20 protein-coding genes are annotated in these 25,963 nt (G+C 50.4%); 3 read left to right on the top strand and 17 right to left on the bottom strand.

Features of this window, described 5'->3' with window-relative positions; genetic code table 11:
• Window positions 1–4: 4 nt before the first annotated feature.
• The 11 genes from MD588_RS15130 to hemL all read right to left on the bottom strand — a co-directional run bounded on the left by MD588_RS15130 (window position 5) and on the right by hemL (window position 16,996).
• Window positions 5–892 carry a BadF/BadG/BcrA/BcrD ATPase family protein gene (locus MD588_RS15130; RefSeq protein WP_265698223.1) on the bottom strand — a complete coding sequence of 296 codons (888 nt, stop codon included), beginning with the start codon at window positions 890–892 and terminating at the stop codon, window positions 5–7.
• Window positions 876–2,621, bottom strand: a complete 1,746-nt coding sequence (locus tag MD588_RS15125) for a glycoside hydrolase family 9 protein (RefSeq protein ID WP_265698222.1) — start codon at window positions 2,619–2,621, stop codon at window positions 876–878. Before MD588_RS15125 ends, MD588_RS15130 begins: the two co-directional genes overlap by 17 nt.
• Before the next feature lie 11 nt (window positions 2,622–2,632).
• A complete protein-coding gene (locus tag MD588_RS15120) occupies window positions 2,633–3,628 on the bottom strand; it encodes an ABC transporter ATP-binding protein (protein WP_265698221.1) in 996 nt (331 codons plus the stop codon).
• Window positions 3,629–3,657: 29 nt separating this feature from the next.
• Complete coding sequence (locus MD588_RS15115) at window positions 3,658–4,629, bottom strand: ABC transporter ATP-binding protein (protein WP_265698220.1); 972 nt, start codon at window positions 4,627–4,629, stop codon at window positions 3,658–3,660.
• Window positions 4,629–5,654: an ABC transporter permease gene (locus tag MD588_RS15110; protein ID WP_265698219.1), complete on the bottom strand. Its 1,026-nt coding sequence runs from the start codon at window positions 5,652–5,654 to the stop codon at window positions 4,629–4,631. Before MD588_RS15110 ends, MD588_RS15115 begins: the two co-directional genes overlap by 1 nt.
• Window positions 5,655–5,656: 2 nt before the next feature.
• Window positions 5,657–6,643 carry an ABC transporter permease gene (locus tag MD588_RS15105; RefSeq protein ID WP_265698218.1) on the bottom strand — a complete coding sequence of 329 codons (987 nt, stop codon included), beginning with the start codon at window positions 6,641–6,643 and terminating at the stop codon, window positions 5,657–5,659.
• Between the two features lie 143 nt (window positions 6,644–6,786).
• A complete protein-coding gene (locus tag MD588_RS15100) occupies window positions 6,787–8,466 on the bottom strand; it encodes an ABC transporter substrate-binding protein (protein ID WP_265698217.1) in 1,680 nt (559 codons plus the stop codon).
• A gap of 882 nt (window positions 8,467–9,348) precedes the next feature.
• Window positions 9,349–12,735 (bottom strand): hybrid sensor histidine kinase/response regulator, encoded by a 3,387-nt coding sequence (locus tag MD588_RS15095; protein ID WP_265698215.1) that lies wholly within the window; start codon window positions 12,733–12,735, stop codon window positions 9,349–9,351.
• 339 nt (window positions 12,736–13,074) lie between these two features.
• Window positions 13,075–14,094: a 16S rRNA (guanine(1207)-N(2))-methyltransferase RsmC gene (gene rsmC, locus MD588_RS15090; protein ID WP_265698214.1), complete on the bottom strand. Its 1,020-nt coding sequence runs from the start codon at window positions 14,092–14,094 to the stop codon at window positions 13,075–13,077.
• Window positions 14,095–14,220: 126 nt separating this feature from the next.
• A complete protein-coding gene (locus MD588_RS15085; protein ID WP_407676575.1) occupies window positions 14,221–15,306 on the bottom strand; it encodes an AI-2E family transporter in 1,086 nt (361 codons plus the stop codon).
• A gap of 391 nt (window positions 15,307–15,697) precedes the next feature.
• Window positions 15,698–16,996 (bottom strand): glutamate-1-semialdehyde 2,1-aminomutase, encoded by a 1,299-nt coding sequence (gene hemL, locus MD588_RS15080; RefSeq protein ID WP_265698213.1) that lies wholly within the window; start codon window positions 16,994–16,996, stop codon window positions 15,698–15,700.
• 309 nt (window positions 16,997–17,305) lie between these two features.
• Between hemL and clcA the strand changes: the two genes are divergently transcribed.
• Window positions 17,306–18,709: a H(+)/Cl(-) exchange transporter ClcA gene (gene clcA / locus MD588_RS15075; protein WP_265698212.1), complete on the top strand. Its 1,404-nt coding sequence runs from the start codon at window positions 17,306–17,308 to the stop codon at window positions 18,707–18,709.
• A gap of 61 nt (window positions 18,710–18,770) precedes the next feature.
• Window positions 18,771–19,112, top strand: coding sequence for an iron-sulfur cluster insertion protein ErpA (gene erpA / locus MD588_RS15070; protein WP_265698211.1), 342 nt, complete (start codon window positions 18,771–18,773; stop codon window positions 19,110–19,112).
• Between the two features lie 144 nt (window positions 19,113–19,256).
• Here erpA and MD588_RS15065 read toward each other — a convergent pair whose 3' ends face one another.
• Window positions 19,257–20,576, bottom strand: a complete 1,320-nt coding sequence (locus MD588_RS15065) for a peptidoglycan DD-metalloendopeptidase family protein (protein ID WP_265698210.1) — start codon at window positions 20,574–20,576, stop codon at window positions 19,257–19,259.
• Window positions 20,577–20,705: 129 nt separating this feature from the next.
• On the opposite strand from MD588_RS15065, the gene tyrS reads away from it, so the two are divergent.
• Window positions 20,706–21,893, top strand: coding sequence for a tyrosine--tRNA ligase (gene tyrS, locus MD588_RS15060; RefSeq protein ID WP_265698209.1), 1,188 nt, complete (start codon window positions 20,706–20,708; stop codon window positions 21,891–21,893).
• Between the two features lie 99 nt (window positions 21,894–21,992).
• Here the strand turns inward: tyrS and MD588_RS15055 are convergent, their stop codons facing one another.
• The 5 genes from MD588_RS15055 to mtnN all read right to left on the bottom strand — a co-directional run bounded on the left by MD588_RS15055 (window position 21,993) and on the right by mtnN (window position 25,826).
• Window positions 21,993–22,409 (bottom strand): VOC family protein, encoded by a 417-nt coding sequence (locus MD588_RS15055; protein WP_265698208.1) that lies wholly within the window; start codon window positions 22,407–22,409, stop codon window positions 21,993–21,995.
• Between the two features lie 159 nt (window positions 22,410–22,568).
• Window positions 22,569–23,180: a TRIC cation channel family protein gene (locus tag MD588_RS15050; RefSeq protein WP_265698207.1), complete on the bottom strand. Its 612-nt coding sequence runs from the start codon at window positions 23,178–23,180 to the stop codon at window positions 22,569–22,571.
• A 166-nt stretch (window positions 23,181–23,346) separates the two neighbouring features.
• Window positions 23,347–24,171, bottom strand: coding sequence for a vitamin B12 ABC transporter substrate-binding protein BtuF (btuF, locus tag MD588_RS15045; RefSeq protein ID WP_407676574.1), 825 nt, complete (start codon window positions 24,169–24,171; stop codon window positions 23,347–23,349).
• On the bottom strand, window positions 24,172–25,128 hold the full coding sequence (locus MD588_RS15040) for a cobalamin biosynthesis family protein (protein ID WP_265698206.1): 957 nt from the start codon (window positions 25,126–25,128) through the stop codon (window positions 24,172–24,174).
• The gene (gene mtnN / locus MD588_RS15035) at window positions 25,128–25,826 is read right to left on the bottom strand and encodes a 5'-methylthioadenosine/S-adenosylhomocysteine nucleosidase (protein ID WP_265698205.1); all 699 of its coding nucleotides are present in this window, start codon (window positions 25,824–25,826) and stop codon (window positions 25,128–25,130) included. Before mtnN ends, MD588_RS15040 begins: the two co-directional genes overlap by 1 nt.
• Window positions 25,827–25,963 lie beyond the last annotated feature (137 nt).

Genomic DNA, 25,963 nt, shown 5'->3' with positions numbered 1-25,963 from the left:
CCTCTCAGAGTGGATACAGGTTGTGACAACCTTTTGCCATTGTTATTGCCCCATCCATCGCATCTCCCTGAGGAAGGGCGAGGCGTGATTGCAGCGGTGGTGCCAGCCATGGTTGAATGCGCTCTCCGATACTTCCCATCAGACAGATTTGGCTTGCTCCTCGCTTGACTAAGGCCGATAGCCACATTTCAACGTCGGCAGCCGTCTGCTTCAGTAAGCCAATTGCTAGGCTGTCTCCTTCTTCGGCATGAGCAAAGATTGCAGGCGAGAACTGTCCGTAATCACATGGCCTTGCCGTTTTTGACCAACTTACGATCGCATCGACATCATGGTTGAAGTGTGTCATGACATGCTGGGCAAGCGGGGTGTGGGGAATGATCTCATCGATGCTGAGCAGCACTTGCTGGATCAGGCGAAGCCCCATCACGGCCCCACCTCCTTGATCGGAAATAGGGAACTCCCGACCACCAATAACCTGTTGTTCCCCGCCTTTCAGCAAAATCCCGCACGAACCGGTACCAGCGATAAGGATGGCGCCTTCTTGGCCATTCCAGGCACCTAGGCAGGCACCGTATGCATCGGTATTTAACGTCATGGCGGCATAAGGATGAGGGAGGGCCATAAAGTCGTACCAAGCTGATTTTTGTTCGGCACCTGCCAGTGCCAAACCGACGGACATGTGGTTGTAGTCGGTTTCAGCTAGCTTGGTCTGTGCTGCGGCAGTGGCAATGGCATCCCGAATCGAAGCCATGGCGACGTCACCGCCCAATAGGATATTGGCACTGCCTGTTTTGGCCTCGCCCAGAATGGCTCCGGTTAAGTCACAAATCCGCGCCCGGCAGGACGTACCACCACCATCGACCCCGACGTAATATTTAATTGGCTTGGTCATGATGACGCTCCTTAAATTGCATAGTAATCGCGAGCAGATACCAGCCAGCATGAGGGATCCACTGCTCGCCCCAGCGCCAGTTCTGCAAGATGTCATTTTTTTGTGGGGCAGGGTTGAAGGCGATATCCTGCTCGTTATCAAAGCCGGAAGTAATGCCGTTGCAAACCCCACCTTTGGCATTGGCAAAGCCCAGCTCGGGAAGGTAATCGGGGTTATTCCGGCCGTGCCCGCCCAGCATGGAAACATCAAATGGATTCAAGCCCAGTAACCAGTCAGTTAACCGCTGAGCATAGGTTTTCAGCTCGCCTTTTAGCTGGCTATCGTCGGTATAGCGTTGTGCCATATAAGCCATCGCGGACAATGAGGCCAAGCGGGCATTTTCGCCCTGCCACCAGTAGCCGCTTTCATTGTTGTGGGGAACAAAGAAGGCCGTGTGTTTCTCTCCGTCTACGGCTTTAACATACTGGCGTGGATAACCAAACGGATTGTTTACTTCGTGGGTGATATTCAGCTCGAAACGCAATGCGTTGCTGAGTACCTGCCGAATTGCTTGCTGTCGCTTTTCATCACGCTCTACCGTCAAATACTGCATTAAACTGATAGCCGGTAAGCCGGCCTCCGATGCATGATAATAGGGGCGGCGACCATCACTGTTGGCCGACCAGAAATAGGCTTGATGATGATCTGACATTTGGCGGGCTGCTAAACGCGCCGACCAACCTCTGGACTCCTCAAGGTAGCGGGTATTTTCTGTTGCCCGATATAGCTCAACTGCGGCAAGCAAGGCGCAGTATTCATCAATAATGTTTTCAGTACCGTTATCAAGGTACTGGGTATTCATTTCAATTAAGTGCCAGTAACCGCTCTCGGCTGTTTGCAGGTAGGTATCACCTTGACAGTCATCTGCCAGCGTCAGTTGCGTGGCACATGTTCCTCTTAGCAAGCGTGACGCTGCTGCCAGGGCGGCGATAGCAATACCGCCACCCTGGCGAAATCCAGCCTGATAATCATCAGACTTGATGCCGCCTTGGGTTGAATATGAACAAATCTCCCGTTGCTCCGTGGACTTACTCCACTTGTCGAACACCGTCATATAAAAATAACCCTGCGGATTTTGCATCCGCAGCAAAAAATCAGCCCCGTGTATTGCCTCTTCCATCAGGCGTATACGCGTAAAGTTAGCGATAGTGTCTTCGCCCTCGAGCTCCTCGAATGCCTTTAGCATGTTCCAGACCACCATGGGTGTTTGCTGGGGATTCAAGTAGTTGCTGTAAGACAGGTGGCTGAGGTACTTGCTGACATCGCCCGAGGCGTCATACCAGCCTCCGCGGACATCCGCGGTTTCGTCACTGTTCAGTATGGGAACGTGTTGGTCTGCGCGCTCGAAGATGCCGCCACAGCGCTGTGACTTAAAGTAGTGCAGAACGTCACTAAAGGTTTGCTGCATTAACAGCCCCTCGGCCACTGTAAATGGTGCTGATTGGGTATCACTTACCCGGAGGTAGTATTCACCGCACTCAGAGAGTGCGGTGAAGTCCACCGAATAGGTGTTACCTGTGTGCCATTGTGCGACCGGACCACAGGCCTTGAGAGGCAGCTGCATAACGGACTGAGCATCATCGCAGCGGAAAACTTCTGCATGGGTGGCAGACAGGTTCGGGGCGGCCAAAATAATCACTTGTTTGGCCCCGAAACGCTCATATCCAAGATGGTTGGTTAACAGCTGCATTTGTCCTCCGATTAGTTCTCGTACAGGTAACAACGTACGAAATGGTTATCCGATAGCTGGGTAACGCTTGGTAATTGCTCGCGACATCTAGCTGTAGCGTGAGTACAGCGACCTGCAAACGGACACCCCGCACTTTCAGGGGTCCAAAGCGGGATCTCGCCCTTGTTACCTTTGAGCTTTTCGTGAATAGACTTACTTGGATCCGGTACGGCAGAGACCAGCAGTTGGGTATATGGATGCTGAGGATCGTGAATGATTTCTTCGGTATCGCCCCACTCAACCATATGACCGACATACATCACCGCCAAATCTTCCGCAATGTAGCGGGCGGTGGCGATATCGTGGGTGATATAAAGCAGCGCCATCTCGCGCTCGAACTTCATCTCTTCCATCAGGTTGAGTACCCCCGCACGGATAGAAACGTCAAGCATCGATGTCGGCTCATCAGCCAGTACGACCTCCGCTCCGACGGCAATATTTCGCGCAAGGTTGACACGCTGGCGCTGGCCTCCGGAAAGCTGGTGAGGATATTTCGCCGCGGTTTCCTTCGGCGGGATCAGCCCCACCTGTTCAAGCAGGCTGTATACGCGCTCTTCGAGCTCTTTCTTGTTGCCTTTCGATACCTTGTTGTGAATCAGCAACGGACGGGCGATGTGATGGAAAATGGTATGAGTTGGGTTCAGGGAACCAAACGGATCCTGCCAGACCATCTGTACCCCTTGGCGATACTGCATCAGATCATCTTTCTTTTTGATCTCTGCAATATCGCGACCGAAATACTCAATAGTACCGCCACTTGGCGGGTACATTTTGGCGATCATTTTTGCCGTGGTTGACTTGCCCGAACCGGACTCCCCCACAACAGATAGGCCGCGACTTTTATACATCTTGAACGATACGTCATTGATCGCACGCATCATCGATTTCTTCAATGAGTTACTGCTTACCGGGAAATCCTTAATCAGGTTTTTCCCTTCAATAATTGGCTGTCCTACTGGCTTGCTCATAGTGCCTCCTAAATGCTTCCTGGTTGTTATTAACTGCTTTTATTGAATAGGTGGCAGTTTGTTAAACGGTTGGGTTCCAGCTGGCGTAACCGAGTTGGCTGGCTAAAGCAGGCCTCATGGGCTTTGCTGCAGCGAGCCTGGAACCGACAACCTTGAGGAACCTCCAGTAAGTTCAGCGGATTACCCGGGATACCCGTAAGGCGTGTTTTAGGACCTGTTAGTGGCGGGAATGAGCTACCCAGTCCCTCGGTGTAGGGGTGAAACGGGGTCTCCAGGATCTGTTTCGATGGCGCGACCTCAACCAGCTCACCGGAATACATGATGCCGATGCGATCTGAGAACTCGACCATCAGCGACAGGTCATGGGTAATGAACAGAATAGAGAAGCCAAACTCTTCTTTAAGTGCATAGATCTTCTGTAATATCTCGCGCTGTACTACCACATCGAGCGCGGTTGTTGGCTCATCCATAATGATCATTTTGGGATTAAGAGCCAAGGCGATGGCGATCACCAGGCGCTGACGCATACCGCCAGAGAACTGGTGCGGATAGTCGCGAAGGCGGCTTGGGTGAATATCGACTATTTCCAACAGGCCTTCGGCACGGCGAACAGCTTGTTCCCGGCTTAAGTTGGTATGGCGCATGATAACGTCGCAGAATTGCTCTTCCATGGTAATTACCGGGTTGAGTGCATTCATCGCACTCTGGAATACCATGGAAATCTCGCTCCAGCGAAAGGCTGTCATCTGGGCTTCGTTGTATTTCAGGATGTCGCCATGACCATCGAAGATGACTTCACCACCAGTAATGAATGCGGGTGGCTTGTGCAAGCGCATCAGAGAGAATGCCACGGTCGATTTACCGCAACCGGACTCCCCGGCAAGACCAAATACCTCACCTTTGCCAATATCAAAACTTACGTCGTTGACGGCCCGAACATCTCCGGCATCGGTAATGTAGTCGACGCACAGGTTACGAATGGAGATTTGTGGATTGCTCATTATTTTTCTCCCCCTTCAAGGACTGGCTGTGGTGCAACAACCGCTTTAGTTTGTTCTTGGTTCTGTTTGGCCATATTTTTCCAGCGGCGCATGCCCTTGTGCGAGCGTAGCTGCGGGTTGGCAATTTCATCGACGGCAAAGTTAAGTAGCGCAAGGCCGATAGCAATAAAGATCAGAGCGAGACAAGGGGCAAAGAGTTCCCACCATGCACCGACCAGCATTGACGACGAGGTACGTACGTTGTTGAGCATTACGCCCCAGCTGATTGAGCTTGGGTCTCCCAGGCCGAGGAATGACAGGGTTGCTTCGGTCATGATGGCTAGCATTACCGAACCGATAAAGCTGGCACCAACGATAGAAACCAGGTTCGGCAGGATTTCAACAAAAATGATCCGCCATGATGACTCGCCCAGTACCTCGGCGGCTTTGACAAATTCTTTTTCTCGCAATGACAAGGTTTGCGCCCTGACCACACGGGCACCCCATGCCCAGGAGGTCATCCCGATCACGATGGCGATAGTTAAAGGCCCTGCCTGGCCGATAAAGGCGGCGATGACAAACAACAGTGGAAACTGAGGGATAACCAACATGATATTCATCGCAGCGGTGAGGACATCATCCACGCGGCCGCCAAAGTAACCGGCAGAGACACCGATAATTGTTGCAAGGAAGCAAACCACCATACCGGCACCGAAGCCGACAGCCAGGGAAGTACGAGTGCCGTAGACAACCTGTGACCAGACATCACGTCCCATACGCGAAGTTCCCAGTACATGATCGGCTTTTTTGGACATTAGTAGAGTGCGAGGCTTGTTCGCCAGATTCTCTGCCACCCACCCATCGGGGTTATTCTGCGCAGCTTTTACTACAAACGCAGGGTATTCATGAGGGTTGCCTGATTTTCTATCCGGAGCATGTTTGGTAATGACCGGTGCAAACACCGCTGCAAGAATGAATAGTGAAATAATGACCAGACCGATCAAGGCCTTGGTATTGCCTGAGAGTAGTTTGATTAAGCCTTTCATAATTATTTGCCTCCCTTACGTAGGCGAGGATCCAGTGCAACAATCAGTAGGTCAGCCAGGAAGTTGAAGAACAGCATGAACAGGGTCATGATCAGCAGCTGACCTTGAAGAACCTGGTAGTCACGGCCATTGATGGCGTTAAGCAGTACCGTACCTAGGCCCGGATAGTTGAAGATAATTTCGATAATTAACTGACCGCCAATTGCCATACCCAGCGCCATCGACAGTGCCGTGACACTTGGCAGCATGGCGTTACGGGCGGCATAGTTGAAGACAACGCGGTTTTCGCTCAGGCCTTTACCCTTGGCCATCGTGATATAGTCTTCATTGAGCAAGTTAATCATGTTGTTACGCATGCTAATCAGGAAGCCACCGATTTGGATGATGGTCGCACAGATAAGTGGCAAGATAGCGTGGTAGGCTACATCTTTGTAAAACTCCCAGCTGGTCCAGTCTGCGATGACCCCTGGCGTATAGGCGTAACTGGTAGGGAACCATTTCAGGCTGATAGCGAAGGTGTACAGCGCAATCATGGCGGTAACCACTGCAGGGACGGCCTGCACGACCAGCATCCCCGGAGAGATGAAGGCATCATATTTACTGCCGCGTTTCCAGGCGGCGAAGATCCCCAATACTGAGCCGATACAGAAAGATAGAATGACCGCGGTACCCGCTAGAAACAGAGACCAGCCAACCGCGTTTCCGAGCATTTCATTTACTGTTTGCGGATAGGTTTGGATCGAAATACCCAAATTCCAGCTCAGAATACTTTTTAGGTAAGTAAAGTACTGTTCATACAGTGGGCCATCGACAAAGCCTAGTAGCTTGGTCATTGCGGCGATACGCTCTGGTGTCACCTGTACTGTCGCATTGGCGAACATCATGGTAACCGGATCACCCGGCATTGCCCGCGGTATAATAAAGTTGATTGTAGCGGCCACGAGGAACGCTATAAAATAAAACGATAAACGTCGTAGAAAAAATCCCATAACTCACACCTTTCCATACCAGCATCAAACGTCCCTGAGCTGGATTCCGGACGAAAAATCCCCTGACGACTAGCGCCACATTTCAACACGTTGAGGGGGAGAATAGGCGGTGCGCAAGACGCGCACCGCAAACTAAGTAGAAATTACGATTTAGGTTTTAGATCCAATACCTGAAGAACACGCTCAGCAACACCAGCCCAAATCATTGGACGGCCTTGTGGGTTGTTTTCGTTCCACCAACCGTCGAAGCGGGTAGTGTTGTACTGGAAGTTGAATGCACCAGACATTACCGGAACCGTGATTTGGTTCTCAGCGATGATCTTCTGGATGCTATGAGCAATTTTTAGCTGCTCTTCTTTATCTGCTGTTTTGTAGAAGCTGTTTAGCAGTTTATCCAGTTCCGCATTTTTGTAGTGGTGCATTGCGAAACGAGGTTTACCTTCGCCTTCCTGAAGCGCAGAGTTGTAGCCGTCATTCCAGTAGGTATGAGGATCAGCGCCATGGAAGAAGTTGGTGTAGGCAACATCATAGGTTGCGTCCTGCATGGCCTTGTTGTAGACCGCGAAGTCAGGCGTACGGGCCTTGGCATTAATGCCTACTTCCTGAAGTTGCTCAACGGCTAGCTGTACCGTGTTGTTGAAGTCAGTCCAGCCGTTAGGTGATTGAACTTCAAGCTCAATCTTGTTACCGGTTGGTGTTTCAACAAAGCCGTCGCCGTTGGTATCTTTGAAGCCGGCTTGTTTAAGTAGCTTCTTGGCGCCTTCGACATTGTAGGTATTGAACCCCTTGTACTTATTGTGAACTTCCTTGTCAGACCATGCCTCGAACGCTTCACCCAGACCCGAAGCGTAGTCATTTGGCTTACCGTTACCATAGAACGCAATGTCGATGATGGTTTGACGGTCGATAGCCATTGAGAAGGCACGGCGGAAGTCAACATTGTTGATGGCTTCTTTGTTACCCGCTTTTGGCGACTTGTAGTTCAGCAAGAATGATTGCGTACCTGCAGCAGGGTACCAGTACTTGTGGTTCGGATTTGCAGCCGCGTAAGTGCTGTCGACATCAGGAATAAACGATGAAGTCCAGTCTAGCTCCGAGTTAATGATCTTAGCTAGTAGCTGGTCGTTACCTGAGATCTGTGGAACACGTAGACAGTCAACATCAAGGTTAGCGTTATCCCAGTAGTGAGGGTTACGGCACTGAATGTAAAGTTGTGGGGTGAAGGTGTCGATTTCAGTAAATGCACCAGAACCTACAGGATTGTCATTGGTGAATGACTCTGGGTTCTTAACCTTGCTCCAGATGTGTTGAGGAACGACAGGTACTTTTGCGATTTCAAAAGGTGCATTTGAGCTAGCTTCTGTCAGGGTAAAGATAACCTTGTTGCCTTTTTGCTTAACAGCTGACACCCAGTTATTGATACCAGTACGGTCTAGCTCAGGCTTTTCACGAAGTAGGTTAAGCGTATATACAACGTCTTTCGCGGTTAGCGCCTTACCATCTGACCACTTAACGCCATCACGCATCTCGAAAGTAACGCTCATCAGGTCATCAGACATATAGTAGTCTTTGACCAGACGCATTACAGGCTCATTACCATGTCTCTGATTGAAAATAATCAATGGTTCATAGATGAACTCAGTGGTTGTATCCAAGTCAGTGTCTAGGAATGGGTTAAAGTTACGCACCATTGTAGGGTAGAACTGAGGTACGATTGTTAGCTCACTACGTTCTGCTGCTGCAACGGTTGGTGCTGTCAGAGCTGATGCGGCTGCGGCAACGACCGCTAACGCTAACTTGGTTTTCTTAATATTGGCAAGCATAGCTGTTCCTTACTCTTTGCTTTTAGTTTCACTTATGGAAATTGAATACCCCGTAGGGTCTCTTTGAGCCCACTTCGATAGAGCAGAGTAACGCGCCTCGTATCGAATGGCCTTGTAGGCTCTAAGTGCCTTAAGGAAACCCTTGAATAGCTAGATCGTCAATCTGAAAGCCCGTTAAAAACGTTAAAACCAGCTTTGTTACTGTAAAAAACGTTAATTTTCGATTGTGATTGTTCTCAGTAGTTGTGCGCACCTGTGCTTAATATCACATTTCATACCTGCCGTTTCACTATATAAGTTTGTGCTTACTATCGATATTAACGTTGATAATTAAGGTCTTGATTTCCTTTTTATAAATTCGTGATGTAACGCATGCTCGTATTTTGGGTTATTTCCCTGCGGAAAATTTATGTCCGTGATTTGTTGTGATTGGCTTCTCATAAACTGAATTATTTTTCCGTTAATGGCCTTTTGAGTACTTTTGTTGTCTGATTTGAGGGGATTTTGAACAGGTCCTGGCTACCAAATTCGGCTTTTTTGCAGCGGGAAAATGTATATTTCAATTGGCAAAATAAGCGGGTTGGCAAGGCTTCTCTCTTGTGTCCGCTCGGCTTCAAAGAGAACGTTAGGGGCATACTATTGCTGTGCCATGCGCTGCTTCCTATGCGGGTATCAAGGCTTCAGAGGGGGCGTGCAAATCAACAGCTCCTAGGACTGGCAATGTGCAATTTGCGTCGCGAGTTACGGCAATTTTTGCCTTGGAATCGGAAGTCTACATTCATCAGTCGAGTCTCATGCCCCGTCTGGTCCCGGTGGTTATTGGCCGATATAAAGAAGCCCGCAGGCTGCGGGCTCGTTGTGTATCAGAATGTGTGGGGGACACTACTGGCTGATGAGGTGCTGGAGTTTGTCTCTCATGGCCTCAATGTCATTGCGTTCAGAGGTTGGGGAGCTGCATCGTTCAAGGACAAAATCGATGGTGCTGAGTACGGTACGCCAGCGCGGTGTTTTGGGCAATGTTTCTAGGTGCAGGTATTTGTCTAGTGTACGGGTTTGAAGAGTACTACGGTCCAAGTAAACTCGCCACAAGCCACTTTCTTCGGCCAGCTCAAACTTGGTTTTCTGGGCTGAGTGCTCCCAGAACTTGAGGGTGGCTTTCATCACATCGACCAGCAGCTCACGGAGTGAATCGGCCTTATTCCTGCCGTTGTCATCGAGCTTGTCAGCCAGCCGGGTAAACTCGCCACCCAGCTCGCGCAGCTGCTGCAGGTTATTTTTATCCCCGTCAAAGGCAAACCCGGACAGCACCTCGATGGCATTTTCCAGTACCGCTACCCGGTGCTGGGCTGTCGGGCCGTTATTGTCAAAAATAAACATTCTCTGCAGGCCAGACTCTTCCGGCAGGTTGATCACATCGGTATCTAGTGTTTGCAGATCATCGCCGATGCGGTACATCAAGTTACCATTAAAGTGGTGGCTGCTACTGATGTCTTCTGGGAGGTGGGTCGCTAGAATATCCTCGATATTGTGCCGTTCCAGTTGTTCCGGTAAACGTTTGAACAGCTTGCCTGCCGCACTGTTGGCATAACGGATTCGGCCGCCGCTCTGCACGCAAAGTATGGCTTCGCTGGTGGATTCCAGCAGCCCCATCAGGCGGGTCTGGGTTTCCAGTAGCCCGGCCTCTACTTGCTCTCGGCGCTCGATTTCTTGTTCAAGAGCACGGTTTTTCTGGCGTTGAACTTCGGTTTGGCCTGCTTTGATATGTGCGCCGATCCTTGCCGTCAGTTCTTCTTTGTTAAATGGTTTGGTGAGGTAATCATTGGCGCCGCACTCAAAGCCTTTGACACGGTCTTGTACCTGCCCTAATGCAGAAAGCATGATAATCGGTAGTTCAAGCAGCGAATACTGGGTTCGCAGGCGCTGGCAGACTTCATAGCCGCACATCTCCGGCATCATAATATCAAGCAAGATCAATGCGGGTTGCTGGGCTTCGAGGAGTTTTAATGCCTGTGGGCCGCTTTCGGCGGTAATGACGCGGTAGCCTTCCAGGCGCAAGAAGTTTTTGAGCACCTGTAAGTTGACGGGCTCGTCATCGACGATCAACAGTAGCTCGCCATCTGGGTTTTCCGGTAGGTCTTCGGCTTCGCAAATTGCAGTATCCGGTGATGGCACCTGGAAGTGAAGGTTACGGCTAGCCAGTTGGCTATCTTCGATATCTTCGTCGGATGCCAAGTTTAGGGTAAAGCTAAATGTTGCCCCGACCATAGGCTGACTGCTGACATACAGCCGGCCGCCCATCAGCTCGATGAGCTGGCGACTGATAGACAGGCCAAGCCCTGAGCCCTGACGGTAGTGTGCTGAGTTCGTGTTGGCTTGGATCAGCGGCTCAAAGATATGCTCTAGCTGTTCGGGCGGGATCCCCTGGCCGGTATCAACCACCTGGATTCGGAGTTGGTTTTCCAAGATGGTGGCAGACAGGATTATTTTTCCTTCCGACGTGTACTTGATGGCATTGCCGACCAGGTTGTAGAGCACCTGTTCCAGGCGCTGCTCATCGCCAAGTACCGGAGGCAGGTCATCCGGGATTTGGTTTATGATCCGGACGGGTTTATTGCCGAGCAGATGACTGGACAATTCCAGTACCAGCCGGACGGCGGACGCCAGGTCGACCGCCTGTTTGTTGATGTCCAGATCGCCGTAGCGCATCTTGTGATAGTCCAGTAGGTCATCGACAAGGTTTGTCAGCCGCTGGCCACTATTTATCATCATCTCAAGTTGCCGACGCTGGTTATGTTGAACAGGGCCATTGGCACCAGCCAAAAGGGATTCCGCGATCCCTACCATGCCATGCAGAGGGGTGCGGAGCTCGTGTGATGTTGTCGCCAGGAACTCGTCCTTTAGTTTATCGGCTGTCTGCAACTCTTCATTTTGCTGCTGGATCACTTGCAAGTTTTGCTCGAGTTCGGTGTTTTGCTCGCGGATCAGCGACATTTTCTCGCGGACCGAGCGTTGCATTCTGGCAAAGCTGACTGCTAGCCGGCCTATTTCATCACTTCGTTCGGTGCTTTCTATCTTCTGCTCCAGATCCCCGGCAGATACCCGTTCTGCAGCCCAGGTGAGTCGTAGCAGTGGTGCGGTGATTGAGTTAGAGAGCCAGTGCGAAGCAATAAACACCAGCACTATGGCAGTGAGCATGGCAACGAAGAAAATCTTTTCTAGCTGGCGGATCCGGGCAAAGGCCTCCTCCTCCGGCAGTTCGACGACCAGCGCCCAAGGGTTGCCCAGTACATTAATTTGGGCGAATGCACTTAGCACGGGAATTTGGTTGAAGTTCAGGAAGCTACCGACGCCGCTATGACCAGATAAGGCATTCTTGATACTCTGGCTAGAAAGGCTTTCCGGAAATGCTTTGCTGCTTGGCAGGCGTGATTGGTGATCGTCACCGACCAGCAGGGTCTGGACATGGTTACTACTGCTTCCGGTATCTGCGATAAAGGTACTGATCGCTTGATTACTTAGCTTAAAGAAGACATAGCTGTGCAGATAACCCTGTTGGATTATAGGGGCTGCAAACCAGGCATTGCTTTCCCCGCTGGACGGATCAACCACGAAGTCGGTAAAGGCCACGGGAACTTGCTCCGGCTCACTCTGATGCTGACGGGTTTTTTCCTGGATTGTAACGAACGTCTGCTGCAAGGCAGTAAACGGATTGCTTTCCGCAAGTAAGTTAAAGCTGAATTTATCCGGGCTGTAGACCGAGTAGACGACGTTGCCTTTGATATCTACCAGTAAAATATCACTGAAATCAGATCGTTTTAAGTATTCGTCATAGGCCCAGTTATAGCGTTTATACATCAGGCGATAGCGTTCATGACCCACATAGTTGCCGGAATTGCCCCCGTTGTGAGGTTTTGCTGTCAGGGTCTCGGTAAAGTAGCGGCTCTTATCGGTATCCCTTGTGAGCGCTGAAATATCACCGAGCTGATGGTAGGCTCCGACCAGGCCATAAAAGCGGCCGCCACTGGCATTGGCCAGCTCCGAGCGGGCGAAGCTCTGCACTTCAGATTCTCTGGCAGCAAAGAAACTGCTCAGCTGCTTTTGCTTGTTTTCCAACAGCGACGCAAGGTGGTTGGTACTCTGCTCGGCGAGATCATTGGTGTGAGAGTTGAGGAAGAAAAGCGCTGATAACGTCAGCGGGGTAATGCTGAGCACTAAAAAGGCCAGCATAAGCGTATGCTGGAGGCGTTTGAAACGGGTGGTATTCTGCATTCCTGTGCCTGAAATTAATCTATGAGAAACGAGTAGTAATATTCAACGTACGGATCAATAACAATTCAGCCTGTTTGAAGGCAGGGCGGTAATTTTGACGATTTTTAGCACGTTTTTAACGGAATAGTCGTCGCAAAGGGCGAGTCAAAACACCATGCTGACCAGTTATACTGAGTTTTTTTTTGTAATCAAGTAAGTGAGCAGGGAAGCGTGTGCCGAGACACATAATTGACGATGTTAACGATGTGATGGGGTATAAATGGCCCCGAAATGGCGAAGAAGATACCGCTTACGGGAAAATAATGGTGTAGGGCTGAGCACTGGCTCAGCCCTGGAAGGTTATTTTTTCGCGGCGTAAATATTGAATTTGTTAGTACTGGCACTGACTTCGCAGCTGCCAAGGCTTGCTTCGATAAGTGGCGGGTAGCGCAGGAAGCTGTTAGCAACAATAATAAGCTGGCCGTTTGGCTTTAGGTATTGCGGTGCCTGAGCAATAAAATCTTCGGTGGCTGCGTAGAAGGTTTTCAACCCGGCATGGAATGGCGGATTGCTGATAAGGTAGTCGTATGGACCTTCTAGCGCTGCGTAGACATCGGTAGCCGTAAACCGGGCCTGAAGGTTATTGGCCTTGAAAGTTTCACGGGCTGATTCAATCGCCAGGGCGCTAATATCACATAGCTCGAGCTCGATACTTGGGTTGTTGGTTTTCATTACCGCGCCAATCACGCCGGCACCACAACCGAAATCAAGCACTTTACCGTGTAGTGACGGCAGGGTGTCGAGCAGCAATTCCGACCCTTTGTCGAACTCACCGTGGCTGAATACCCCCGGCAGCGAGCGGATCGTCAACTCAGTACCAGCGACTTTGATTGGATAGCTGCGGAACCAGCTGCTGATATTAAAGGCCGGAGTTGCATTGTCACAGCGTCCCCAATAGAAGCTGCAGCGACGTGCTGAATCATACTTGGTCAGCGGGCCGTAGGATTTGAATAACTTTTCGGCGCTGCGAACGCCGCTGCGGTTTTCGCCGACAATACACACTTCTGTCTGCGGGCCAAACTTAGCCAAGAGCATGGCCAGCAGGTACTCGGCTTCTGCTTTGGCTTTTGGCCAATACAGCAGGATCATGTCGATATCAGCATCGTCGTTTAGCTCGGCGCCAAAGTAAGACTGGATTTTGCTGTGGCGGCTCATGCTGCGGTGATAGCCATAGTTGGTGGTAAATACTGCCACTGACTTGGCAACCTTCGTTAGCTCAAGCGGGTACGAGTCAGAGAGTTCACCGACGACTAGGACTTTTCGATTTTCAAAAAACTCAAGCTGGCGGGCAACAACCTGGCTTGCAGCAGTATAAGACATAATGGCCTCAAGTTAGCTTTACATGAAGTTAAGGGCGCGAATTGTTCCATAAATCACGCGGTATGAAAAGATGAACAAAGCCGCGTAAGGAGCGGCTTTGCTGGCTTGTCGTGAAGATAATAGCGGCTAGTTCTGATCTTGGTGATCTAAAAAGTCCTTGAATTCGACTTCGTAAAGCTTAAACAGCACCAAAGTGACGGCAAAAATGATCGGTCCGTAGATCAGTCCGATTAAGCCGAATAGGTGCAGGCCGCCGAGGATCGAGAAGAAAATCAGCAGGGTATTCATACTGGAGTTACCCTGCATCAGCAGCGGGCGGAGAATGTTGTCGATGGAGCCGACGACGATAATGCCCCAGCCAACCAGAAATAGCGCCCATTCCCATTGGTTGATCAACAGCAGATAGATGGCTGCTGGTAACCAAATCAATGCGGTACCGAATACCGGAATGAATGAGGCAAAGGCCATCATTGACCCCCAGAATAACCCAGGGAACCCGGCTAGCCACATTGCAAAACCACCTGCGAAGCCCTGTGCCAAGGCGGTTAGGAACGAGCCCAGTACAGCCGACTTAGCCACTTGTTCGACTTCCGTCAGAACGGCATCTTCCTGGCTGCGAGAAAGCGGGATCACATGGCGCAGGGCTGAAACCATCTTCTTGTGATCCCGGAGCAGGAAGAACAAGACAAATAGCATCAACATAAAGCTGATCACAAAGTTAGTCGCATCGCCGAGGATCTTGGCACTCACATTGAGTAACTGGGCGCCAAACTTTGATGCCGCCGCGGCAATTTTTTGTACCACGACTTGGGCATCAAGCGGCTCGAAAGGCGAATATTTATCGATAAGCGCAAGTGCTTTGACGGCAAAAGGGTGTGCCAGCACTTCTTTGGCGCCGCCGGATGTCAGCCAGAGGTAGCTTTCTTTCGAAAAGGTGGAGCCCTGGTGGACGATAGAGCTGAACACAACCAATACCGGGATCACAATGATAAAGGTCAGCAGGGTGCAGGATAGCATTGCTGCAGAATTTGGCTGACGAGGAATTTTCGCTTCGACTTTGGCATGCAGCGGGTAGTAGAGCAGAGAAATAATGAAAGCCATCACAATAGGCCCAAGATAAGGCTCTATCAGGCGATAACTCGCATAGGCAGCAAGCGCGAGGGCGGCCATTAGCATCCAGTGACGTGATTCGGCTTTAAATGGTTTGGGCACTGTGTTTATCCTTTCTATTTGTTAACACGGCATGGAACGTCGCTTATAATTGCATCAGCTCGCGTAAGTAGCAAATATTCAGTTTGGTATTATTAATTTATTGTTTTTACTAATAAGGTTGTCACTGAAATGGGATGTTGTGATTGCGGATGCGAAACGAAGAAAAAACGTAAGATTCCGTTGGCGGTATGGATTCTGATCGGGTTTGCTGCCCTTGCGGTGTATTTTTGGCAGTAGCGCTTAAATAGGGAGTGGGAGCTGTCTGTGGAATGAAAGTTCAGCGGTGATGCTTCCGGGCCAAGCTGGCTCTGGGGGGAACTAACCGTTTAAAGGTAAAAATAAAACGCCACTTAAAAGTGGCGTTTCAAACTATAAGCAAGCTTATAAATGCTTATGCCTTGGCTTCTTCAGCCAATGTTGCAAAGGCAAACTCTGCCGCTTCTAATGTCGCTTTAATTTCTTTGTCACCATGAGCCAGGGAGGTAAAGCATGCTTCATAGGCTGATGGAGCCAGGTAAACACGCTTTTGCAGCATTAGGTTAAAGAAACGTTTGAAGCGCTCGATATCGCACTTGGTAACGTCAGCGTAGCTGGTAACTTGCTGTTGATCGGTAAAGAAGAATCCGAACATACCGCCAACTTGGTTTGTTGCCAGCGGAATATCGTATTTATCAGCCAATGCCTTGAAACCATCAGCAAGACGCTTGGTGGTATTGGCTAGACGTTTCTCGTTACCTTCTTCGGTTAGTACGCTTAGGCATGCATGACCTGCCGCCATTGCAACCGGGTTACCCGATAGTGTACCTGCCTGGTAGACCGGGCCTGTTGGTGCAACATATTCCATGACTTCACGACGGCCACCAAACGCACCGACAGGCATACCGCCACCGATAACCTTGCCCAGTGTGGTTAGGTCAGGTTTGATGTTGTAGTAACCCTGGGCGCCGCCTTCTGATACGCGGAAGCCGGTCATCACTTCATCAAGGATCAGCAGGGCGCCGAATTCATCACAGATCTCACGCAGGCCTTCAAGGAAACCTGGTACTGGTGGAATGCAGTTCATGTTGCCGGCTACCGGCTCAACGATAATACATGCAACCTGCTCCGGGTGCTCGGCAAATGCTTCACGTACAGAGTCAAGATCGTTATAGGTGCAGGTTAGGGTGTGCTTGGCAAAATCTGCTGGAACACCTGGTGAGCTTGGTTGACCCAGAGTCAGGGCACCAGAACCGGCTTTAACCAGCAGGCAGTCAGCATGGCCATGGTAGCAGCCCTCAAATTTGATGATCTTGTCACGGTTGGTAAAACCACGCGCAAGACGGATAGCACTCATGGTTGCTTCGGTACCAGAGCTTACCATACGTACCATTTCCATAGATGGAACCAGCTTAGAAACCAGTTCCGCCATGGTGACTTCCATTTCGGTTGGTGCGCCGAAGCTTAGCCCTTGCTGCGCTGCTTTGATCACTGCATCGCGAATAGCCACATGGTTATGACCCAGAATCATAGGACCCCAAGAGCCAACGTAGTCGATGTACGCTTTTCCATCAGCATCGAAGATGTATGCACCGTCAGCACGCTCGATAAAGAGTGGGCTGCCGCCAACACCGGCAAATGCGCGAACCGGTGAGTTAACACCGCCAGGGATCGTCTCTTGTGCTTTAGCAAATAAATCAGCTGATTTGCTCATTGTGATGTCCTATTTTCAAATAATGTCTGATTTGAACTGCCGGCATTGTACCTAAAATTTCGGGAACTTGGCGAGAGAATTGACGGAATGTGCGTCTTGCAGGATCTTTATACCAATTCTACCGATTATCTAACCATTGATTAGATAACTAGCGGATTTGGTATCACTCTCTTTCGGCACAGATGGAAAGCTAGTTTTCAACATTGGGTGTGTGAAAATATGCAACTGTCAGCTATTCTTACCGCAGACGAGCTTCGTCCTTCCTATCGGCTCTTTCCAGAGCAACCCAACCATAGATACGGCTGACTAATGACTGATAACACCCAAGGCACCCCTGCGCCTGAACGACTGCAACCTAGCGGCTTGGTTCGGCGTTTTCTTTCTCGTGATAAAACACCGGTATCGGTGCTGTTTCTCTCGGCACTGGTTGGTCTCGGTGCTGGCCTTCTTTCAACTCTGTTTGAAATTACCGTCCACTGGGTATCCGAGCAAAGAACTGAGTGGCTGCGTGATGTGTTCAGCAGTGTCTTGCCGTTGTGGTTAGCAGCTATTTTGATTAGCGCCGGACTGGCGTTTATCGGTTACTATCTGGTCCACCGCTTTGCACCGGAGGCTGCAGGTTCCGGGATCCCGGAAATTGAAGGAGCGATGGACGATATTCGTCCGGTACGCTGGTGGCGGGTACTACCGGTGAAGTTCATCGGTGGCCTGGGCGCATTGGGTTCGGGGATGGTACTGGGACGGGAAGGACCATCAGTGCAGATGGGCGGAAATATAGGCCGGATGGTATCGGATACTTTTCGTCTTAAAGATAAAGAAGGCAGGCATGCCCTATTGGCTTCTGGTGCAGCCGGAGGACTGGCTGCGGCATTTAATGCCCCGCTGGCCGGGATCATGTTCGTGGTCGAGGAGATGCGGCCTCAGTTTCGTTACAGCCTGATCTCCATTAAATGTGTCTTAATTTCTGCGATTGTCGCCAATATTGTGTTCCGCAGTATCCAGGGACAGCATGCCGTGATCACCATGCCGCAGTATGATGCACCGGTTCTTCACTCCCTGTGGCTGTTTTTACTGCTAGGGATGTTTTTCGGGGTCTTTGGGGTGATTTTCAATCGGCTGGTGACCATGGCGCAGGATGTTTTTGACCGCATCCATCGTAATGAGCGTAAGCGCTATATCCTGACCGGTACCTTGCTCGGCGGTTGTTTTGGTTTATTGTTGCTGTACCTGCCGGAACTGACTGGTGGCGGGATCTCGTTGATCCCAAGCGCGACCAATGGTGAATACAGTATCAGCCTGCTGTTTATCTTATTTCTTGCGCGTGTTGCGACCACGTTACTGTGTTTTGGCTCCGGTGCGCCGGGTGGTATCTTTGCCCCGATGCTGGCACTTGGCACGCTGTTTGGTACATTCTTTGGTTCGGTAGCCCAGCTTTTGTTTCCCGATCTGGGACTTGAGCCGGGAATGTTTGCGATTGCAGGCATGGGCGCATTGTTTGCGGCGACAGTGAGAGCACCGATCACCGGGATCTTGTTGGTTATCGAGATGACAAATAACTACCACCTTATCCTGCCGTTGATCATTACCACCCTGGGAGCAACCATGCTGGCTCAGGTACTTGGTGGGCAGCCAATTTACTCACTGCTCTTGCGTCGCAAGATGGAAAAGGAAAAAATAGCCCAGAGAGAGCAGTCTGAAGTGGTCAATACTTGAACGAGATAGTCAGGTATTAGATAATCAGAACAATTACCGCATGTGTTTGAGAGGTTTTTTAATGAGCGATGCCAATTTGCCGCTGAATTTTTCTGATGTTGCAGCGAATAAAGTGAAAGCGCTAATCGCCGAGGAAGAAAACCCGAATCTGAAACTGCGCGTTTACATCACCGGTGGTGGTTGTAGCGGTTTTCAGTATGGTTTTACCTTTGATGAAAAAGTGAATGATGGTGATACCACGATTGAAAACAGTGGTGTGACTTTGGTGGTTGACCCAATGAGTCTGCAATACCTGATTGGTGGTACGGTGGATTACACTGAAGGGCTGGAAGGCTCTCGTTTCTTTGTGAACAACCCTAATGCAACGACAACCTGTGGTTGTGGTGCATCATTTAGCGTCTAATATCTGACGATCGCGGCGTTGCCAGTACCACTTGGTATAAGCTGCCCAGCCAGACAGATAAAAGAAAAGCCGTCACAATCAATGTGACGGCTTTTTTGTATGGGGAGTTTATATCCTGGCACCTTTAAGGTGCAGGGTATAGTCTCAGCCTCGATTGTTTACTAGCGGGCTGTTGTCGGCAATCAGCTGGCTAAACTGAGATAGCTGGCTTAAACGCTCGCTGGCAAACTTCTTGAAGTTGGTCTTTTCTTTGCCTTTCAACGAGTCGGCCTGCGGGAGCTTCACCGTACGTGGGTTTTTATGTACCCCGTTGACCAAGAACTCATAGTGTAAGTGTGCCCCGGTCACTCGACCGGTGCTGCCCAGTGTTCCTACGGTCTGTCCCTGTTTTACCCGTTGTCCGGTTTTCACTTTGCGTTTCGTCATATGCAGGTACTTAGTGATGTACGTCGAGCTATGGCGGATAAAGACATAGTTGCCGTTGAACTGGTTATATCCCGACTTCATGACCACACCATCACCCGCAGCCCAGATTGGTGTGCCGACGGGAGCCACATAGTCTGTGCCACGGTGTGCTTTGACCCGCCCTGTTACCGGATGAAGGCGGCGAGGGTTGAAGTTGGAACTAACGTAGCGGAAGTTAATCGGCGAGCGCAAGAAGGCTTTTCGCATAGCTCGCCCTTCCTGATCATAATACTTACCATCTTTGCTGCGAACTGCGGTAAATGTCTGTCCGAGGTTGGTAAATGTGGCAGCCAGGATGTTGCCGCGGCCAATTGGCTCCCCTTCGACAAAGCGCTCTTCGAACAGGACGGAAAAGCTGTCACCTTCGCGGATATCGAGGGCAAAATCGATATCCCAACCGAAGATCCCGGCAATCTCCATGATTTGGTTGGCGGTTAGGCCGGCTTTGTCGGCGGCGTTCCAGAAACTGGAGGTAATGATGGCTTGGGCAAAATTAAGCTGGGTATCAACGTTTTTAGTTTCTTGAACGGAGTGGTAGGTATCACCTGTGCGGGTAATGACCAAGGTGTCTGTCGCGCTTTTGGGTTGGATCAGCTGGATAAGCTCGTTGTTTTCATCGAAGCCAAACTTCAGGACATCGCCAGGCCGAAGGTCGGTCAGGCTTTTGGTGCCCTCGTCAGCATTGACGAGGCGGTAAAGGGCACCGGGGGAGAGGCCGACCTTGTCAAATACGACCGCGAGGCTCTCACCTGATTTTACGCTATGTTCCTTCCATTGCAGCTCAGGAATAACTGGCTTTTCGTCTTTTTCTAGCGGCCTTAGCTGGTTGGACTCGAAGTCGATATCAAGCGGGTAAGCTTTACCGATTTCAAACTTACGCTCCGGGTGCGCATTGTTCTCTGTACCCGGCAATAGGATCAGCAGAACCACTATGGCACTGAGTAGCGTAATGAGTATTTGGTGCATCCTTGGCAGCCGGATAAGTTTTGATACTAGCATTGGTAGGTTTTTTTTGCGCAAAAGGAAAAAATAAGACAACGCTTAGTCTAACTGGTTTCAAAAAACATCGCTATTCAAGTAAGATGGTTGATTATTACTTTTTTGCCAATTCTGTGGGAGCGAACAAGAATGGCCAGCATTGAACAAGCACTAGCTGAAATTAAGCGTGGTGTCGATGAGCTGATTCCTGAAGAAGAGCTGATTGCCAAGCTAAAAGAAAACCGTCCTTTACGAATCAAACTGGGTGCCGATCCAACAGCACCGGATATTCACCTAGGCCACACAGTCATTCTTAACAAGCTACGTACTTTCCAGGAATTGGGACACGAAGTGACGTTCCTTATTGGTGACTTCACCGGTATGGTGGGTGATCCGACAGGCAAGAATACTACCCGTCCGCCGCTGACGCGTGAAGATGTTCTGGCTAATGCTGAAACCTACAAAGAGCAGGTGTTCAAGATCCTGGATCCGGCTAAAACCAAGATTGAGTTCAACTCTTCATGGTTATCAGACCTTGGTGCAGAGGGCATGATCCGTTTGGCAGCCAACCAGACTGTAGCGCGTATGTTGGAACGTGATGACTTCAAAAAGCGTTACAACGAAGGTCGTCCTATTGCAATCCACGAATTCATGTACCCGCTGCTGCAGGGTTACGATTCAGTTGCGATGGAAACTGACGTCGAGCTTGGCGGTACTGATCAGAAGTTCAACCTGCTTATGGGGCGTGAACTACAGAAAGCCAATGGCCAGAAGCCTCAGGTTGTTCTGACAATGCCATTGCTTGTAGGCCTGGACGGCGTGAAGAAAATGTCTAAGTCGGCACACAACTACATTGGTGTGGCAGATGCGCCAAACGATATGTTCGGTAAAATCATGTCGATCTCTGACGACTTGATGTGGAACTACTATGAGCTGCTGTCTTTCCGTCCGATTGAAGAGATCGACCAGTTCAAAGCTGATATGGCGAACGGTAAGAATCCTCGTGATATCAAGATCCTGCTGGCGAAAGAAATCATTGCCCGTTTCCACTCGGAAGCTGATGCTGAGGCTGCTGAGCAAGAATTTATCAACCGATTCCAGAAGGGCGCAATGCCAACTGAAATGCCAGAATTCGAATTCGAAGCCGGCATCGCGATTGGTAATCTGCTAAAAGATGCTGGTCTGGTTAACTCGACGTCAGACGCAATGCGTATGATCCGTCAGGGTGCTGTGAAAATCGACGGCGACAAGATCGAAGATACCAAGCTGGTTCCTGCGGCTGGTACTGCGGTTTACCAGGTCGGTAAGCGCAAGTTTGCCCGCATTACCTTAAAGTAATCCGGTAAACATATTGCAAAAAAAGGCGCCTCGGGCGCCTTTTTTTTTGTTTGGCGTCGGCACTTGAACAGCAAACCGGTACTCGCAATCGTTGATTATCTATAGGGTATAGTCGTTTCGCTGGGCGGGGTCATTGCTCAGGTATTCGGTAAACTCCCATTCGATACCGTCTTGGTCCCAAAAGTAGATGCGCTTGCGCCATGGGTGCGGTGAAACGATATCATTTTCGCGGTACCCGGCAGCCAGTAGGCGCTTTCGGGCCGCATCAACGTCTTCAATGACCAAGCCGATATGATTCAGTCCGACATCGCGGTAAGGGATGCGGTCAATCTGCGTGCGCTCGACGATTTCTTGGAGGGCTAGGTAGCTGTTATCAGTACCTATATGGCACCAGCGATAATGCTCAGCCTGGCCTTGATGACGGATCTGAAATTCAGGAATAGCCGCTTGCAGGAAGTCGACGGTATTGTCGAGGTTGTTGACGGTGACATTGGCATGTTCGACGTAGGGATTCATGGTGCCTCCGGTGTATTTACTTTAGTAAAGTTATTTGTTTATTTACATATTAGTCGGCCTTGTTGGTTAGTAAAGTATTATGCTTACTAAATGGTTTTAAAGATCAAAAAAACCGCCTGAGTTGGCGGTTTTTTTGTAACCGGGTGAAACAAAGCCGGATTAGTGACGCAGGGCAAAATTCGGTAACGAGAGGTGCCAGCGAATAGCTGCCAGGCGGATAGTCAGGGTGGTAACAACACCAGCCAGAGTGGCAACGGCTGAATCGATCTGCAGTGTCAGTGCCGTAGTATGGATGATTCCGCCAAGAATACAGGCTGTCGCATAGACTTCCGTCCGAAGTACCATCGGGATTTCACGGGCTAGGATATCTCGGATCACCCCGCCGCCACATCCGGTGATCACTCCCATGATCACTGCAACCATTGGTGATGCGCCAAAGCGGAGGGCTTTTTCGACACCGATGGCCACGAAAACGGCCAGACCGATGGCATCAGCCACCGGTAAAAAATACCAGGGCATTTGCTTGGGCTTACGAATGGCAAGCATGGCAATCAGGCAGGTAACAAAGATCACCCACAGATAGTTTGTATCCGTGATCCAGAAGACGGGCGTCGCCCCTAAGGCCATATCGCGGATCGTTCCCCCACCAATAGCCGTTACACTGGCAAGCACAACAATACCAAATGGGTCCATACGAAGGCGGCCCGCCAGTAACACACCCGATGCGGCAAACACGGCGGTGCCGAACATATCGAGAATATAGATAAGCATGTCTGTACCTGTTAGCTCTGAAGTGAAGTGTAATACCAACCGAATCAAAGGACTGAATGACTTAGCGCAATTGGTATAACTGGCTGAGATTGTACGACGAAATGAAACCTGTACAACTTAGTGCAATGGCTTTGTGAGCCCATTCACAATGATTGTTGACAGCCTGTTACAGGCTGTCTTTTCGGATCTGCTCAAGGTAGTTGCAGACCTGTTCGACGGCTTGAATTGAACGTGGCGTCGGTCGGTTTAGCCAGTCAGCCTGTAGGGTAAACACATGCTGGTTATCAATTGCTGGGAGCTTACCTTGCCATTTTTGCCAGACACTGGTTTCAGTGCCTGCATGGGGAGTGCCGAAAATCACTTCCGGCTGGCGAACCACCACCTGCTCCTCGGAAACTTGCGGATAGGCCGCGGGACTGTCCGCAAAGATATTCTGTCCGCCACACAGGGCAAAGACCTGACTAGGCCAACTGTTGTCGGCTACCGTAATAATCGGCGAGGCGCTGAGTTGGTAGAAGTAGCGGATCGGGCGCTGATCTCGGTGAGTGGCTTTCAGGGCATGTAGCTTGTCGCGAAACTGGCGGGCGATCTGCTTGGCTTGTTCTGGCTGGGCAGAATATTTCCCCAGAGTTTCAATGGAGTCAGCGATATCTTCAAGCGCAACCGGGTTTGAATAATAAATCGGAAAGCCGAGCTGTTCTAGCTTGGCCATTTCGCGGGGTGGGTTCCCCCCTTTCCAGGCCAAGATTAAGTCAGGTTTCAAGGCTACAATACGCTCTAGCTTGATACCTCTGTAGTTGGCAACGCGCTCTAAGGACTTTGCCGCTTCCGGATAATCACTGTAATCGCTGGCAGCAATGAGCTGCTCACCAAGCCCTGCGGCATAGGCTAGCTCGGTGGTATGCGGTGACAAACTGATCACACGTTGTGCGACAGGAGCGGAAAATGCGTAAGAGGAAAGCAGTAACAGGCAGAATGAGGCCAGACGCACTTAGGAGACTCCTTGAAAAATAAAGATAAGAGCGCTTTGGATAATGATCCAGATGAGCAAACGGTTGGTCGCGATTTTCTCTATTTGTGCTAAATGTAAGGCTGCCGGGGCTATTTTTCCCCCTAGCCGCGGACGTTCCATTTTTCGATTATCGTAAATTGCCGGGCCACCGAGCGAAAGCGATAATTTATGGCCCACCGCGGCCAGCAGCCATCCCGGTCCTGGCAGTAACCAGTTTTCTCCTTGCCGGATAATCCCCTGAAGCGCTACTTTGCCGTTGTGGCCGGCACAGAGCAGCAGGGCAAAAATACGTAGAGGAATGATATCGAGCACGGCAAGGATCCGGACAGCGGGCAGGCCAAAGGTACGGTAACGCTCCCGGCTGGGGGACCAGACTCTGGCTAGGCTGACGGCCAGGCGATACATCAGGGCACCAATACCGCCAGTGAGTGTATACCAGAACAAAACACCGGCGACCAAGCGTCCATAGGCGAGTAATTGGGTTTCGGCACCGGCTTTGCCGAGGCCGAGCAGGGAGAGGTTCTGGGTGTTGCGATTAAGTGGTGTTGCCAGTAACTGGCGGCAGTAGGCTTTATCTTCCCGGCTATAGGCTCGAATGAATCGCTTGCTGAACTTGGCGGTGTTTCTCCAGTCCAGAGCGAGCCATAACAGGATGAGCTGAAAAGCACTCTCAATCCATACCAGTTGGTCGAGAGCCACCAGTAGGATCAGTACTGTTGCCCACATCAGCGACCAGGCGAGAAAGCCTGACAACAGTTGCTGTTTTCGGCCATCATTCGGGTTATTCACCCTGTCAGCAATGATTATTGCCAGCTGTTGCCAGAAGTGCAGTGGGTGGAGAGTGTTTGGAATTGGGAGTAGCCATTGCATGGCTAACGCTCCCCACAAGATCAGCAGGGAGCTGTTATTAAGTAGAACCGCCAGGGTTTCTGACATTACTGGTTAAGTAGCTCAACCATTTTGGCCACCATGACCGAGGAGCTTTTCGCCGCCAGTGGCAGGAACTCTTCGAAGCTCATTGGTGATTCTTTGTCGGCGACGTCTGAAATCGCACGAACAACCACAAATGGCACCTCGAACTGGTGACAAGCCTGGGCGATAGCGGCAGCTTCCATTTCAACGGCAACAACGTGAGGGAAGTTGTCACGGATGAAAGCTTGCTTTTCTGCTGAGCATACGAAGGCATCACCAGTACAAATTAGGCCACGAACCGCGTGCATGTCGCCCATGGTCGCAAGTGCCTGCTCAGCGGTATCCATCAGTTTTGCATCAGAGATGAAAGCAGCAGGCTGCTGTGCCATCTGGCCAATTTCATAGCCAAAGGCCGTAACGTCGGCATCGTGGTAACGTACTTCGGTTGAAATAACCACATCACCCAGATTTAGGCTTGAATCAAAACCACCTGCAGAACCTGTGTTCAGTACGACATCTGGCTGGAAGACTTCAAGCAGTACCGCGGTACCTACCGCTGCTGCTACTTTACCAATGCCAGATTGCAGCAACACAATATCAGCGCCATTAAGCGTACCGGTATAGAACGTACAGCCTGCTTTGTTGTGAGTTTCGCTGTTGGTCAGTTGCTTTTTCAGAATGGCAACTTCTTGTTCCATTGCGCCAATAATGCCGATTTTCATCAATCTGTTCTCTTGTCGGTGAATCGATACTCCCATGAGGGAGTGAGTGTGGTAGGGATTGTAACATGAACAAATAAAAAGCGGGAATGACGGTATGGTAGACCCTCACTCCCGCAGTTGCAGGTACGGTTAAACTG

Source organism: Photobacterium obscurum (assembly GCF_026191635.1).
In the GTDB taxonomy this organism is placed as follows: domain Bacteria; phylum Pseudomonadota; class Gammaproteobacteria; order Enterobacterales; family Vibrionaceae; genus Photobacterium; species Photobacterium obscurum.
The sequence above is the reverse complement of the archived record's forward strand: the minus strand, read 5'-3'. Positions and strand labels throughout refer to the sequence as shown.